This is a genomic window from Candidatus Cloacimonadota bacterium (assembly GCA_019429305.1).
Lineage (GTDB): Bacteria > Cloacimonadota > Cloacimonadia > Cloacimonadales > JAJBBL01 > JAHYIR01.
The window spans coordinates 66,136-81,946 of sequence record JAHYIR010000001.1 but is presented as its reverse complement, the minus strand read 5'-3'; the positions used below and the strand labels follow the sequence as shown (position 1 = coordinate 81,946).

The window sequence follows — 15,811 nt, the reverse complement described above, 5'->3', positions numbered from 1 at the left end:
TTTGTCAAACTTTTTTGCAGATCCAGTCTTTTGAGCTCAAAGCTCAATATCGTAAATCAATATGAAAGCGAGTAATAATATTATATTAGCAAGTGTTACAAACAGGAAAGGTTTAAAAAAATGGTGGGCGTTGAGGGACTTGAACCCCCGACATCTTGCTTGTAAGGCAAGCGCTCTCCCAACTGAGCTAAACGCCCAAAATCGATAAATTGGTCGGGGTGAGAGGATTTGAACCTCCGACTTCTTGATCCCAAATCAAGCGCGCTAAACCGAGCTGCGCTACACCCCGCTCCAGTCGAAGGTAATCTTTTTTATCTCACTTTATCGGTCAAGACAATTTTATAGTCTTGGTAATTTTCTCGTCAGAAAGCTAATTCTGAGCTCTTTTTATTTCTGCCTATTGACTGCTTAGTTAGAATGTAGTGCCGAATTGGAAGTGTGGTTCCCATTTTCTGGTTTCTAAATTGTAACCATAATCAAATCCGATCAACCCCAACGGGCTGTGAATCCTGATACCTAAACCAGTTCCCTTCTTAAAATCGTAGAAGTTGAAATCTTCCAAACGATTGAAAGTATTTCCGGCATCAAAGAATAAGAGTCCTGTTATTTGGTCACCGGCAATTGGTACTGTAAACTCTGTAGAGTGAATAATCGCTCTCAATCCACCTTCTGATCCTCTGCCCGGAATAGATCTTTCTACATAGCCCCTCAGACCGTCAGGTCCTGTACCACCTAAATAGAATCTTTCATCAGGTGGTACTTCATCAGATCTTCCGTAGGCAGTAACATAGCCAAAACGCCATTTAGAGCGAAGTACAAGTCTCCAGAATGTTCGTGTGTACCAAGTTGATTGCAATATTTGCTTGAAATAGTCGAAATCACCACCTAAAGGACCACCGGCTAACTCGGAAAAGAAGATCAGATGTGAACCTGAAGTGGGGTAATAGATATTATCACGACTATCTCTGCTGAAAGTGAGCGAGAATGAGCTGGTGTCTCTCCAACCTAAACGATCTAATTCGAGCAGATATGCCGAAGTGTTTGGGGCATCGGGATTGATAACTTCATACTTTTTCCTGTAATATGAATAATTGCCCACTAATCTTGAATTATCAAGAAAGAAGAGAGAACGCCCGGCACGAATGCTTCCACCGGTTGTAAAGACCTTGTAATTAAATGAAGACCAGTCACGTCTGGCATGATAGATGTTAAAACCAACGAGAGTGAAAGTATCGAGAAAGTGAGGATTGGTAAAATCGAAGGTAAAGTTTTGAGTTGAACCTCCAAATTCCCAAGATACTGAACTTTGCCAAGCATTTCCAAAAAGATTATTATGGGAAAGACTCAACTGCCCAATAAAACCATCCTGACTGTTATAACCGACACCGGCATTGGCAGAACCGGAATGTTTGTCTTCCAGTTCTATAAGCAGATCTATATCCCCTTCACGATTTATTGGTTGATAATCGAGACGGATATTAGGTTCAAAAAAACCGAGATTATAAATATTTTGCTGTGTTCGGATAACTCGAGACTGGCGGAAATAGTCACCAGGTGCGATTGCTAATTGTCTTCTGATAACTTTCTCTTTTGTCCTGTAATTACCTGTAATGAATATTTTTCGGATCTTTGCTCTGGTATTTTCTGTTATATCAAGAAAGATATTGATACGATCCTCTACCCTTTGCATCTCATGTTCGAAACCGGCATAAATATAACCCTCTTCATAATAAAGGGAAGCGACCTGGCCTACCTGTCTGTTAAACTTTTCCAGATTGAAAATCTCATCCTCTTTAAAGCGGAATTTTTCTAAGATGATTTCATCGGTAAAGCGTCTATTTCCTCGCACATAAATATCACCAAAGAAGTACTGTCTTCCTTCATGCAGATAGATATCTATCTGCATGTAGCGGCTTTCCGGAACATTAGTTTCCCAAGAAACAATACGAGCATCAATGAAACCATTGTCATTATAGTACTTAATGATATTCTTTAAATCCTCATCGAATTGATCCTGTTGAAACCTACCAGAACGGAGTAAGCTAGCTCTCTTCGTCTTCATACGACGCAATAACTGACGATCTGTCACTCCTCTGTTACCATAGAAATTAATGCTACGGACTGCTATCCTTTCGCCCTCATCAATAACGATATCCAGATTCACCCTATTATCAGGTTGATCAAGCACCTCATAATCAACAGAAGCAAAATTATAACCGACCTTTTTATACTCATCAATAATACGATTGCGGTTCTCAACTAAGAGAAAAGGTGCCAGATATGTTCCCGTTCTGATTGTAACTATTTCGTCTAATTTACTGTTCCTGATCCTTCTGTTACCTTCATACCGAACAGACTCGACGATGGGAAACTCTTCCACATCTACGATCAATCTAATACCACCTGTAATAGCAGTCTTTCTGATCTCGATGTTGTTAAAGACACCGAGTTGATTGAGATTCCTGATCGCTAAGGCAATTCTTTCTTCTGCAAGAACTCTGCCTATCTCGACATTCATGGTGGCTATAATAAGTGCTGTTTCGATATTTTCATTACCAGTGACCTGGATCTCAAGTATCAAATCACTTGATGAAGCTGTTTGACTAAGTAAATTACCTGCTATAAGCAATATCCCGATGAGGATGACTATCCGGGAATATTTTAACATCTATGTTCCTCCGTCCTATTCCTCTTCATTTCTAAACCGACATAGCTTAAAAATATATCCGTTTTTCTGATAACCATTTATTGAAGTACTTAACTGACGTAAAGCTTTTTATTATTATGCCGGTATTTTTTACACTCAAACCATAATGTACTCAAAATGAACCAATAACTTGCATTTAAAATTTATCTTGACATATGTGTCATTAGAAGAGATATAAAATAGGTGTGATTATCTTATTAAAATCGCATGTCTGGGGTATCTATGGAAGGTATCGTCCATAAACGTTTGTAAGGATCGAATGGAGGAAAAATGTGGAAAGCATGGTTTAATGTATTTTTAGGGTTGTGGTTATTTCTTCATGGAATACCAGGTATTTCAATCCCAGCCGGAAGAAATGCCGTTATAGTTATTGGGTGTGCATACTTCGTACTCGGTATCTGGTCTCTTAAGTGGCCGGGTATAGTTATCGCTTTAATTGGAGCTTGGACAGCTATATCTGCCTATTATGATTTCATGCAGACAGGACTAAATTTCATTATTGTTGGCTTGTTAGTAAGTATTCTTGCATTGATACACATGAGTATTAGTTAAGGTATTTAAAACTTTATTGCTACTTACGAAGGAGGTTTTAATGTCAGTTTTAAGAAAGATCAAAGATAACACTTTAGTTAAAGTGTTAAAACCATTTATTAACTCATATTTATCTGATATTGGAACGCTTAAGGAGATAAAACTTGATTCCAATACAAAATCGCTCCTTGTAGTGATTGATCTAAAAGGTGAATCAAGTCCAATCAAAATTAATATATTGAAGTATGAACTTGAGAAGAAAGGGAATCAACATTATCTAATAGTCAAGAAAATTGATTTCTCAAGAGAATGGATTAATCTAGCCATAAAAAAATGGCGACCAGATATGCGAGTACCTATCCCTCCTGCAATAGCTACAGTAGTATTGAAATAGACAATTACTTATAACTATCTATTGGAGAAAAATGCAAGCTGAGTTAACTGCTTTTAAAGTAATAGAAATTAAGAAATGTAAGATCATTGGGAAGAGCATCCGATGTAGCGTGAGAAAAGGGCAAGAAAATCCCATCCCAGCTTTTTGGGATAAGTGCTTCTCAGATGGAACTATTGACGGTTTAGAAAAACGATCTGACCTTCTATATCAGGATGTATTAATCGGATGGTGTGGAGATTATAATCCAGAAAATCATTTCTTTACTTATCTGATAGGTGTCTTTGTTGAGTCCAGTACCGAAGTTCCGGAAAATCTGACTGCTATAGAAATTGCAACTACCAAATATGCTGCAGCCACTATAGAAGGACAAGAACCAGATATATACATGATGGCTCATGACCTGACTTTTAAAATGATTGAAGAAAAAGGATTAGAATATAATCCTGATAGAGGATTCGAATTTGAATGGTATGATGAGCGGTTCTGTCAGGATGATAATAAGAGAGTAATTGACCTTTACGTAACAATTAAATAAAGATGAAAAGAGACACCTAACAAGGCGTCTCTTTTACTAACTATCACTTCATTAAGAGCATCTTCTTGGTAGTACTGTAATTCCCTTGGATCATTCTGTACATATAGATACCGCTACTAACAATCTCACTATTATAATTTCGCCCATCCCAGATAATAGAGTGTTCCCCTGCTTCTAAAAAACTATCTACCAAGGTTGTAATCTTCTGCCCGGTAAGATTAAATACTTCGATCTTGGTATATCCCGGTTCTGCAATGAAGAAAGATATTGTAGTTTCAGGATTAAAAGGATTGGGATAATTTCTATTAAGACGAGTATGATAAGTGATCGTATCTTCTCCCACTGAGGTAACATACACTTCAACCATTTCAGACGGATCTGATTCCCCTTCATTATAGATAGCAGTTACAAAATAGGTATAGGGTAAATCCGGTTCCAATCCGCAATCCAGATAATTAGTCTCAACTACTGGGGCTGGATTTACTATGACATTGTCTCGGTAGATATTGTAACCCAGCAATGATAATTCACTTGGCTCATAGTCCGGTTCACTCCAATTAAGACTTACAGAGCTATAATCTAAAACTTGGAAAGATAAGTTACTTGGAGGGGGCAAAAACAGCTCTTGAGGAGTTGCTTCGACTGTATTAGACGGTTCTGATTCCCCTTCAATATATACTGCTGTCACATAATAGATATATGTTATACCATTGACTACTTCATGATCATCATAGAATATTTCTGAGATGGGTTCTGTATTTAGTAGTTCACTATCACGATAGACATTAAAACCCTGTAGATCTTGTCTGATGTAACTAACCGGTAGATCAGGAAATTCCCATTCCAAATGAACTACGCTATCCCCTGCAGTAGCAGTTAAATTCAAGGGAGGAGGTAAAAATGGTTCTTCATACACGAAGACAGCAAGAGCGATGATATTTGTATTCATTGTTACTGTATAAGGATTCTCAAAAAACTCTTCCCCATTGATAAACCACCTGCCGAAAAGCCAATCATCATCAGGGATGGCTGTTATCAACACCTCTAACCCGACATCATAAACATGATCTCCCGGTTCAGGGTCTGTTGTTCCATTACCCTCAACCTCCATAGTGAGTGTATACTCAGATGGGGGTTCTGTCATTATGAGTGCAACACTATGAACTCTACCGGCAGCAATACTAACAAAATCATTACCATCAGGGTCTATACTCTGTCCGTAATCAAAAAGACCACTTTGTCCCTCTTCTCCTGCTCCCCAGCATGTTACACTACCATCATCTCTCAAAGCCATGCTATGTCCTAGACCTGTAGAAACTGCTATAAAATCGTCAGTTGTCGGTGTATTGGCTACCTGACCGTACTCATTACTGCCCCAAACAACAACTGTTCCGTTGTCTCTTAACGCAATGTTTTGATAATATCCGGCACTGATCTGCACAAAATCATTCCCTGCCGGAACATTTAAAACACCGTTCCAATTTCTACCCCAAGCAATGATTGTCCCATTCTCTCTGAGGGCTATATTATGAAAACCTCCGGCAGCCACAGCTACAAAATCATTCCCTGCCGGTGGATTGCTTTGACCATAACTGTTTGCTCCCCATCCGACTATAGTACCATTTCCCCTTAAAGCCGCACAATGATAATAACCTCCGGAAACTTCAGTAAAATCATTAAATGTTGGAACTCCTGAAACTTGATTCTCATTATCTCGTCCCCAAGCAGCAATAGTTCCATCATCTCTTATTGCAAGACTATGAAAATTGCCTGTAGCTATAGAGACATAATTGTTTCCGGCAGGCACATTACATTGACCATTGGTGTTTAGTCCCCAAGCAACTAAAGATCCATTTTGTCGTAACGCCAGACTGTGGTCACCTTTAGCTGCTATGGCTATGAAATCGCTACCTTCAGGAACATCAGTTATTTGACCATAATTGTCTCTCCCCCACGCCACTATAGCTTGATTCTGAGCATATACCAAAGATATTGATAAGAAAAGTGTGATTATTAACACCTTAATAAGAATGCTTCTGTATATCATACATATACCTCCTTGCATTGCTATATGAAAGTCTTGATCTTTTTTTAGTCCCTACTACTTATTGTATCTTATATAATTGATAATAAATAATGTCAAATGATTTCTATGTTCATTACTATAAATAAAAAACAGGGGTAACCGAGTTCGGCTTCCCCCTGTGTAGAAAGATTATTCGAACAATACTCTTGGATTAATATAGTTGGAAGAATACTCCTAATCCTAAAGTTTGTCTGAATTGTAGTTCATCAACCTGCTCTTTATCATAGACCATCTCAAAGAAAAGACCGGCATTGATGATAGACCAGATTTTCGTAGATAGTGAATGTTGCCATAAAACATCAACAGCTTTCCAGTTATCATTGGGCAGTTCATCTTCTTCTGAATTGAAGAGTGCCTGATAAACCTCTAATCTGCTATTATAAAGTATATCTTGAGGAAGGAATCTTCTCATGTACTCAGCAATAAACTGAATACCACCATCGTTCGTTGTTACAGTTTCTCGTGTATCATTAACCAAAGCATCACGGTCCACATTTTGCCTAAAAGCAGCACCCAATCGAGCAGAGAGTGAATGATCATCTTCTTTGATGAAGTTACGCATAATACCTGCAGATTCTGTAAAGCGGCTCGGGTTGATTATCCTTGTTTTTGTCGGATCACTTAAATCGAGAAATTGGCTTTCCCAGCGGGCAGCAATAAATGGATCAACATATACCTGCAGAGTAAATCTTAAGAGTGATTCTAAATCAATCTTATCATTTGATTTTTCCGGCTTGCTCCAATCCTTATCCCCCTCATCTGTAATTCTCTGTTGATGAGTTTGTCCGAAAGAGAGCTTGAGGGTTGTTCTATTATGCATAATATCAGACAATTGTTTCTCGGCAGCTGAGTTGCTGGATGCTGTCCAAGAAATACTTCCTAATTCAGTCCCTGCCCAATTATCACTATACGAACTCTGGCTGAGAGAAATACTAGCATCCGATGTTATTTTCCACGGTTCTGCGATCAGGGTGCTTGATGTGATAAAAATCACTATCAAATTCAAATAAAACGCCTTGTTCATAATACCTCCATATCTTATTAACCTGATATTATTGAAAACTTTATTAAAGTCAGTTGTCAAGGAATAATCGATATCACTATTATTTGATGATTATTTTACTGGTATATATAGATCGATTAATTTTTCATTCGCACTGACATGAAATCTTGTGTCATACCACTCTATTTCGTACAATCTTTCCTCGTCAATTTCGATTCCGAGTTCTTCAATTTTATTCATTGTTAGATCGTGAGCCATCATATATAAATCAGGTTCTACTCCGACAATAGTTCCGACTGCAAATCTGGAAGTCGGGATCATAAAAGAGGTCATCCCTTCAGGAACAGGAGCATCAATGGCAGTAATCACACCCACAATACAGGTCAAACTATCATCTTCCCAATTGAAATCACCATACCATCCAACTAACACATCAGGATGTAGGTTTTGAGGTAACCCTATTAAAGTCTCTACTGTTCCATCTTTAAGACATTCTGCCCAAAAAGCTGGAACGGGATTTACCTTCTCTTGATCAAAAACAAACCGTCTACTTTTACCTACTATCATGCATTCTTCGATTTCTTTAATTCGAAGCTCAGTAAGCCGCACTTTCTTAGCTTCATCAACTTGCTCAGTAAAATCTTTCTCCATTTGGCTGGTACTTGATATATCTTCCTTTTTTGTCATTATATCATGACTACTATCGTGGCTTTTTGTAAAGGATGTTTGCTCTGCTATTAGAGCATAAGACGACAATAGTAAAGCCATTACTGTGAATACATATAACATTTTCATAGCTCTCTCCTTAAGATTTTATCAAAGTATATTTTAACATTTAAATGGTGATTTGTCAACGAATATAATATCTCTATAAGTAAAAATGAAATGATCAACCAACGATGTAATTATCGATCTCCTATATTTAGGAAGAATAGCTGAAAGTAAAGGCATTCAATAGCGTCAATTCATGGTTCATGGAAAATTGTACTTCCTCGTAATATTGATCTAGAACAGATTTTTCTGATTAGCTTGACATAATAGCTCAAAAGAAAAGAGAATTAATATAATTATTTATTAAATATATTTGGAGGTTAAGATGGAAGAATTAGTACCACAAATCATGGAGTGGGGGTCTACATTCGGTATTCGACTTATTTCGGCAATAGTGATCTTGATTGTTGGAAGTATTGTAATCAAGTTTATCAGAAAGTTAATTATCAAAATCATGGGTAAAAGACTCATTGAAAAAGCTATAATAACGTTTACTGCATCTTTGATCAATATTATACTCTGGGTGTTTGTCATCTTGGCAGCACTTTCGCAGATAGGGATTGAAACGACATCTTTCATTGCAGTTATTGGTGCTGCTGGTTTAGCTGTTGGTTTTGCCTTACAGGGCACTCTCGCGAACTTTGCTGCAGGTTTATTGATAATATTTTTTAAACCCTTCAGAGTTGGAGATGCAGTAGAAGCTGCCGGTGTATTAGGTGCAGTTCACAGCATTAGTATGTTTAGTACAGTCTTTAAATCTTTTGATAATAAAACCATCATCATCCCAAATTCACAAATAATGAGCGGTGTGATAACTAATTACACAACCGAAGGGAAGCGACGTGTTGATTTCAAATTTGGTGTAAGTTATGATTCTGACATCAAGAAAGTAAAGGGCATCATCAAAGGTGTTATTGATAGACATCAAATGATCCATAAAGACCCCGAACCATTTATCAGATTGGGAGAATTAGCTGACAGCTCTTTGAACTTTACTGTCAGAGCATGGGCAAATACCGAAGATTATTGGACAGTTTTTTTTGATGTTACCGAACAGGTAAAAGAAGAATTTGATAAGAATAATATCAGCATTCCATTCCCACAGATGGATGTTCATGTGAAGAATCAGTAAAGAGATAGCAAGAAAAAATAAAAAACATTTGACATCTGAACACCTGATATTTTTTTTAGTTGCAAAATTATGAGGAGTTAATTGCGATGGAAATGGGAAAAGATAGAGCATTATTGATTGTCACTCAGAAGATCATTAATCAGAGGAATAGGTGTCCCATCGCCAATTAAATTGAAAAGAGAACTTAGTAGCGCCGCGGGTACCATCCTGCGGCGTTTTTTTTTGCACTGAACAGGGAGAAATGAGCAATGGAGAAGAAAAAGAAGTTCGATGTTAAGATAGTTAAGAAGCTATTTCCATACATTTGGCAAGAGAAGTGGTTATTTATTGCCGGACTCTCGATGATGCTAGTCACATCGGTGCTCAGGTTGTTAGATCCGCTGATCATAGCTCATATATTGGATCATATTGTTCCTGATAAGAATATATCTGAGCTCTATCTCTATGCCGGACTATTTGTAGGAATAGTAGTAGTTTCCGGTCTTTTGACCTATTTTCAGATCATCACTTTAGCTAAGATGGGAGTAAAGATCATCACCCGCTTGAAGTTTCAGGTCTTTGATCACTTTCTCAAGCTACCGGTGAAGTACTTTGATTATAATCCTGTAGGAGAATTAATAGCTCGTGTAGAAAGTGATTGTGAGAATGTCAGACAACTCTTTTCCGAACTATCTGTCATGATCTTGGGTAATCTTCTTTTCTTTTCCGGAATGGTTACTGTAATGTTTCTGAGGAACTGGAACATTACTATCATTCTCATGATCCCTATCTCGATCATAGTAGTTAGCGTTTTCTTCGTAGCTCGCTATCTGAGTCGTTTTTTTAGGAGAGTAAGAGAATTAAACGCCGATATAACAGGTGTTATGACGGAATATATTCAAGGCATATCAATCATACAGTTATTTAACCGTCAGGATAAAGTAGCAAAGATCTTAGATGAAAAAGCTCGAGAGAAGAAGAATATTGATGCTCGGGCAATGTTTACCGAATACAGTTTTTGGGGTTTATACGGTTTCTTGTTAGAAACGGTAATTGTAGTACTACTCGTATATTTGATGGTACCACAGATCCTAATCGGTGCAGTTACAATCGGGACATTGATTGTCTTTGTCCAGTATTCTCAAAGGATCTTTTGGCCTCTCTTAATGATCTCGGAAAACATTAATCAGATCCAGCGTGCTTTTGCCTCGCTACAGAGGATCTTTGGAATACTCGCTTTACTACCTGAAACAGATGGCTTAAAGAACTCAATTACTCCTCATTTCAATGAGAAAATAGAGTTTCGCAATGTTTGGTTTCAGTATAAAGAAGATGAATGGGTTCTGAAAGATGTAAGCTTCACGATCAATAAAGGTGAGAAAATTGCCTTAGTCGGAGCATCCGGGAGCGGAAAAACGACAACAGTAAGCTTGCTCTGTCAGTTTTACCAGGTACAGCAAGGTGGTATTTATGTTGATGGAATCAATCTGAATGAACTGGAGATGAAAAAATGGCGTCAGAAGATTGGTCTAGTATTGCAGGATATCTATCTTTTCCCCGGTGATATCAGAGAAAACATCCGTATCTATAATGATGACATATCAGAGCAGGAAATCGAAAAATCCTTACATATAGTAAGGGCTGATGATTTCCTTAAGAAGCAACCTGATGGTATCTATTCGGAGATCAAAGAGCGGGGACAGAATGTTTCTGTGGGAGAGAAACAACTTCTCAGTTTCGCCCGGGCAATGGTCTTTTCACCGGAATTGATCATTCTCGATGAAGCTACTGCCTCTGTTGATATTCGTACTGAAGCGAGAATTCAGAAAGCAATAGAAACGATCTTACACGATAAGACGGCTGTGATCGTAGCACATCGGCTATCTTCAGTCGTTAATGCCGATAAAATATTGCTCTTCCAAGACGGAAGAATTATTGATCAGGGTTCTCATAATGAACTACTAGTTAGTTCTCCTGAGTACAAAAAGTTAGTTGAATTACAATTCCTGCATCAGGAAGAAGCGGGATAATCGTGTAGTATTTTGAGGAAAAAGAAATGAAGAATATAAAATGGCTGTTACGAGAATGGAAAAAGCACCCTTTCTATATAGTGCTACTGCTCTCTCTGACTTTGATTTCGGCAGCAGTGACGGTGATATACCCTTATGTAATAAAACAGCTTCTTGATACAATACAAAACATGCTCAGTGACCCAGCAGAACTGACCGGAATAACTCCCGAGTTACAAAAAATAATTTGGGTGTTTATAGTTATTGGACTGGTACGTCTTTTGGCGGCAACGTACCCCGGTTTTCGAGCATTAATGAACCTGACATTCGAATATACATTAAGAAACAGGTATTTTGCTTACATACTCAGAAAGGATTTCAAATTCTTTAATAAATTCAGGACCGGTGATCTGGTAACACGATTAACAAGCGATATCACAGATTGGCCTAAGATCGCTTGGTTTATGTGTTCGGGTATATTCCGTGCTATAGAATCATTTAGTAAGATCGCTTTTTGTGTTGTGGCAATGTTACTCTTAAACTGGCAATTGACCCTGTTGACATTGATTCCACTACCACTTATGATAGTGATTTTCTATTTCACTTCTAATAAATTACACCGTTCTTTCAAGCATAATCAGGAGGCGGTCAGTGAGATCAATAATCAGCTTGAGATGAGCTTTTCAGGGATCAAGATAATCAAGGCGTTTGTTTGCGAAGAGAAATACAAGAGATTCTTCGACAGAGCTCTTACGAACCGATATAATACAGAGATGAGGTTAGTAACTCTCAACACAAGATTACGAATGATCTATGAGTTTATAGATTATTTTGGCCAGATCGCTGTGATCATATTCGGTGGGATTATGGTGGTCAGTCACCAGATAACAATAGGAACCTTCTTCGCCTTTTACACTTATCTGGCGATGATCATCTTCCCTATTCTCGATCTACCACAGCTTTTCGTCTCAGGGAAACAGGCATTTGTTAATATTGACCGTCTGGAAGAGATAAGAGAGTTCCCTGAACCGGAAGATCCAAGAGTACTAAAACACCGTATCGAGAAGGTAGATTCGATCACCTTCGAGAACGTCAACTTCTCTTACGAGAAGCAGGAGTTACATATCCTGAACAACGTCTCTTTTCACATCAAACGAGGCGAAAGAGTTATCATCATCGGTCCGGTAGGATCAGGAAAGAGTACGATCTTAGGGCTTTTGACCGGTCTCTTGAGACCACAAAGCGGAGTGATCAAGATCAATGATATACCACTGGATGAGATAGATCTACCCGCTTTCCGTGATAAGATAGGGTATGTACCGCAAGAACCGATCCTTTTTTCCGGCAGTATTAGAGAGAATGTCCATTTCGGCAGGGAAAGCGTCTCTGAAGAGTTCTATCGTTCTGTTTTGGATATAGTTCAGATGGACAAAGAGATCATGAGTTTTCAGGAAAGGGATGAGACGAGAGTAGGGCAAAGAGGATTGACTCTCTCCGGAGGTCAGAAGCAGAGATTAGCCATAGCCAGAGCCTTGATCAGAGAACCGGAGATCTTGATTTTCGATGATATTACTGCCAGTTTAGATGCTGACAATGAGGAGAGTCTTTGGAATGATATCTCTGCAAGGTTTGGTGATATCACATGCTTTATAGTTTCACATAGACTTTCGACTCTCCGTTATGTAGATAATGTCATCTTCCTTGACAGCGGTTATTTGATCGCCAAAGGTGAACATAGAAACATAATGCAGCAATATCCGGAATATTCCAGCTTTATACAGGAGCATTATCAGGCAAAATAGAAAGTATTTAGGGGAGTTGAGAAAGATAGAGAACAGGAGCAGTAAGAATGGAGATCAGATGTGAGAAGCTTAGAGCAGCTTATGAAGACAATATTGTTTTTGATGATTTGAGTGTTAACTTTGCAGTAAAATCAGTTAATACGATCATAGGACCTTCCGGCAGTGGTAAATCAACTCTGTTACGCCTACTGGCTGCTCTGGAAGATCCACAAGCAGGAACCATCTATTATGATAGTAAACCTCATACAGAACTTCATCCTTACGAGATCAGATCTCAGGTTGGCTTGATCTTTCAAAAGCCGACTATTTTTGAAGGTACCGTTTATGATAATCTCGTCTTCGGTTTTAAGATCAGAAAAAAGAGCTATAGCCGAGATGAGATCATAAAAGTACTTCAGCAGGTCGATATACCGGTCAAATATTTGGATAAGACCGGTAATGAGCTCTCAATTGGCGAACAACAACGAATATGTATAGTTCGCTCTCTGCTCCTCGACCCGGAAGCAATACTGCTCGATGAGCCGGTCTCTGCTCTTGATCCGCAAAGAGCTAACAAGGTTCTGAAACTGATCCGCTCTTTAAAAACAGATTTCGGTAAGACCGTCATCATGGTTAGTCATAATATGAATGATGCTCTATCTGTCTCTGACCGGATATTCTTTATCTGGGAAGGCACAATAGTTTATGAAGGAAGCCCTGAAGGGATACAAGAGAGCGATAACAGCATTATAAAGAGATTTATGGCAGGTGAATATGAATGATTATATAGTTATTTCTAACACTTCCTTGATAATATCAGTGTCATTAATGCTGATAGTAGCAATCATTGCCTTGGTTAACAAGCTGGGCATTACTAAAAGTGTTCTGTTGGGAACTGTTCGTTCCTTTGCCCAATTGACTATTATGGGTTATGTGCTGGAATGGATATTCGATCTACAAAAATGGTATTTCACCGTTTTAATGATCAGCATCATGATCACCTTCGCTACCTACGACAGTTATAAAAGGATCGATTTCCGTCCCAGTAAGACCTTCTTTTGCTGTCTGAGTTCGATGGTTGTCGGAACTGCCCTACCTCTGGCTTTTATGTTCTATATAGTATTGCAGATCACCCCTTGGTATAACCCGCAATATGTCATTCCTATAAGTGCCATGGTGATCTCCAATACTATGACCGCCATCTCGATCTGCCTTAATACCTTTGGCAGTGAATTAAGACTCCGCAGGCATGAAGTAGAAGCTAAACTTTCACTCGGTGCTAAGAAAGGTCAATCTTTGGAAGTTATTCGTAAGAGTGCTATCAAGGCAGGTTTAATACCGACAATAAATGCTTTAATGGTTCTCGGAATAGTTAAACTACCCGGTATGATGACAGGACAGATCCTCGGTGGAGTAGCTCCTATTGAATCTGTTAAATATCAACTTCTGATCATGTATATGATCTCGTCGGCTGCGGCTATTTCACTCTTTTTGCTCGTATTCTTAGTAGAAAAAGGTGTCTTTAACAACCGGGAACAGCTAAGATATGAGCTGATTAAATAGTGATTAAGAAAAGGGCGACCACCGGTCGCCCCTACAATATAAATTATTACTAGTCTTTCGTCTTTTCTCCTTGATACAATACCAATATATCGTTATATTAGTATTATCTTACTTAAACGCTTCGGCGAAACTTCTTCCGAAGTGAACCGCTTCCTCTAAAGCTTTTTCATCAGGATTCCAGAGTGCCTTGATGCCGTCATTGATTGCCTCAAAGCCGGAATTTTTCAAACCATCGGTCAGCATTTTAACAGATTCTCCACTCCATCCGTAGGTACCGAAAGCAGCGGCTTTCTTCTTCTTGAAATTCAATCCCCTTGCCTCTTCTAACAGACCTGCTAAAGCAGATAAGATACCTTTGTTAATAGTCGGAGAACCCATCAATATCCCTTTTGATTTGAAGATCTCGGTAATGACATCATTCTTATCAGTCATAGAGATGTTATAGAGTTTCACCGTAACTTTCGGGTCAACCTGTTGAATACCTCTGGCAATATACTCTGCCATCCTTTTCGTTCCGTTCCACATGGTGTCATAGATCAAGGTAATCTGATCTTCTTGATAATCTTGAGCCCAAGCGAGATATTTCTGAACTATCTGTAGAGGATTATCACGCCAAACCACGCCATGGCTGGTACAGATTATATCCAACGGCAGATTGAGAGCGACAAAATCCTCTATTTTCTTTTTTACTAATGGACTGAATGGGGTGAGAATATTTGCATAGTATTTGATCGCTTCGGCAAAGAGTTCACTCTGATCTACCAGATCATTAAAGAGATGTTCAGTCGCATAATGCTGACCAAAGGCATCATTACTAAACAGTACATTATCTTCTGTCAAATATTCAAACATGCTATCAGGCCAATGTAACATCGGAGCTTCAATAAAGATAAGTTCCTTTTTCCCGAGACTCAATTTCATACCGGTCTTGATCGGTTGAAAATTCCAATCCTTATGATAATGCCCCTTGAGAGATTTGATGCCGTTTTCAGTGCAATAAATCGGTTTATCAGGTATGCGTTCCATTAATTCCGGTAGAGCACCACTATGGTCTATCTCGGCATGATTGGCAATGATATAATCGATCTTCTGCAAGTCGATCTCTTTTGCCAGATTCTTAACATACTCCTTACTGAACGGTGACCAGACAGTATCGATGAGCGCTATCTTATCTTCCATGATCAGATAGGAATTATAACTGGAACCTCGATGAGTAGAATACTCAAACCCATGGAATTTCCTCAATTCCCAATCGGTTTTACCTACCCAATAGATATTATTCTTTATCTTGATTTTCATTATGACCTCCTTGTTTGGTCT

At 38.6% G+C, this 15,811-nt stretch carries 13 protein-coding genes and 2 tRNA genes; 8 read left to right on the top strand and 7 right to left on the bottom strand.

Features of this window, described 5'->3' with window-relative positions:
* Positions 1–121: 121 nt before the first annotated feature.
* The 3 genes from K0B81_00365 to bamA form a co-directional block, all read right to left on the bottom strand.
* Positions 122–197 (bottom strand) — tRNA-Val (locus K0B81_00365).
* Positions 198–210: 13 nt separating this feature from the next.
* A tRNA-Pro gene (locus K0B81_00360) sits at positions 211–289 on the bottom strand.
* Between the two features lie 123 nt (positions 290–412).
* Positions 413–2,668: an outer membrane protein assembly factor BamA gene (bamA, locus tag K0B81_00355; GenBank protein MBW6515051.1), complete on the bottom strand. Its 2,256-nt coding sequence runs from the start codon at positions 2,666–2,668 to the stop codon at positions 413–415.
* Between the two features lie 309 nt (positions 2,669–2,977).
* On the opposite strand from bamA, the gene K0B81_00350 reads away from it, so the two are divergent.
* The 3 genes from K0B81_00350 to K0B81_00340 are packed head-to-tail and all read left to right on the top strand — an operon-like array spanning position 2,978 to position 4,167.
* Positions 2,978–3,259 carry a hypothetical protein gene (locus K0B81_00350; GenBank protein ID MBW6515050.1) on the top strand — a complete coding sequence of 94 codons (282 nt, stop codon included), beginning with the start codon at positions 2,978–2,980 and terminating at the stop codon, positions 3,257–3,259.
* A 40-nt stretch (positions 3,260–3,299) separates the two neighbouring features.
* Positions 3,300–3,632: a hypothetical protein gene (locus K0B81_00345; GenBank protein ID MBW6515049.1), complete on the top strand. Its 333-nt coding sequence runs from the start codon at positions 3,300–3,302 to the stop codon at positions 3,630–3,632.
* A gap of 31 nt (positions 3,633–3,663) precedes the next feature.
* Positions 3,664–4,167 (top strand): effector binding domain-containing protein, encoded by a 504-nt coding sequence (locus K0B81_00340; protein ID MBW6515048.1) that lies wholly within the window; start codon positions 3,664–3,666, stop codon positions 4,165–4,167.
* 43 nt (positions 4,168–4,210) lie between these two features.
* Here K0B81_00340 and K0B81_00335 read toward each other — a convergent pair whose 3' ends face one another.
* From K0B81_00335 to K0B81_00325, 3 genes are all read right to left on the bottom strand, one after another.
* The gene (locus K0B81_00335) at positions 4,211–6,214 is read right to left on the bottom strand and encodes a T9SS type A sorting domain-containing protein (protein MBW6515047.1); all 2,004 of its coding nucleotides are present in this window, start codon (positions 6,212–6,214) and stop codon (positions 4,211–4,213) included.
* A 190-nt stretch (positions 6,215–6,404) separates the two neighbouring features.
* Positions 6,405–7,277, bottom strand: coding sequence for a DUF3078 domain-containing protein (locus tag K0B81_00330; protein ID MBW6515046.1), 873 nt, complete (start codon positions 7,275–7,277; stop codon positions 6,405–6,407).
* A gap of 90 nt (positions 7,278–7,367) precedes the next feature.
* On the bottom strand, positions 7,368–8,051 hold the full coding sequence (locus K0B81_00325; protein MBW6515045.1) for a GyrI-like domain-containing protein: 684 nt from the start codon (positions 8,049–8,051) through the stop codon (positions 7,368–7,370).
* Between the two features lie 301 nt (positions 8,052–8,352).
* On the opposite strand from K0B81_00325, the gene K0B81_00320 reads away from it, so the two are divergent.
* The 5 genes from K0B81_00320 to fetB all read left to right on the top strand — a co-directional run bounded on the left by K0B81_00320 (position 8,353) and on the right by fetB (position 14,491).
* A complete protein-coding gene (locus K0B81_00320) occupies positions 8,353–9,159 on the top strand; it encodes a mechanosensitive ion channel (protein MBW6515044.1) in 807 nt (268 codons plus the stop codon).
* 248 nt (positions 9,160–9,407) lie between these two features.
* Positions 9,408–11,168 carry an ABC transporter ATP-binding protein/permease gene (locus K0B81_00315; protein ID MBW6515043.1) on the top strand — a complete coding sequence of 587 codons (1,761 nt, stop codon included), beginning with the start codon at positions 9,408–9,410 and terminating at the stop codon, positions 11,166–11,168.
* A gap of 26 nt (positions 11,169–11,194) precedes the next feature.
* Positions 11,195–12,949 carry an ABC transporter ATP-binding protein/permease gene (locus tag K0B81_00310; protein ID MBW6515042.1) on the top strand — a complete coding sequence of 585 codons (1,755 nt, stop codon included), beginning with the start codon at positions 11,195–11,197 and terminating at the stop codon, positions 12,947–12,949.
* A gap of 47 nt (positions 12,950–12,996) precedes the next feature.
* Positions 12,997–13,710, top strand: coding sequence for an ATP-binding cassette domain-containing protein (locus tag K0B81_00305; GenBank protein ID MBW6515041.1), 714 nt, complete (start codon positions 12,997–12,999; stop codon positions 13,708–13,710).
* Positions 13,703–14,491, top strand: coding sequence for an iron export ABC transporter permease subunit FetB (fetB, locus tag K0B81_00300; GenBank protein MBW6515040.1), 789 nt, complete (start codon positions 13,703–13,705; stop codon positions 14,489–14,491). Before K0B81_00305 ends, fetB begins: the two co-directional genes overlap by 8 nt.
* A 108-nt stretch (positions 14,492–14,599) precedes the next feature.
* On the opposite strand, the gene K0B81_00295 is transcribed toward fetB, so the two are convergent.
* Positions 14,600–15,790 (bottom strand): anaerobic nitric oxide reductase flavorubredoxin, encoded by a 1,191-nt coding sequence (locus K0B81_00295; GenBank protein ID MBW6515039.1) that lies wholly within the window; start codon positions 15,788–15,790, stop codon positions 14,600–14,602.
* Positions 15,791–15,811: the final 21 nt, after the last annotated feature.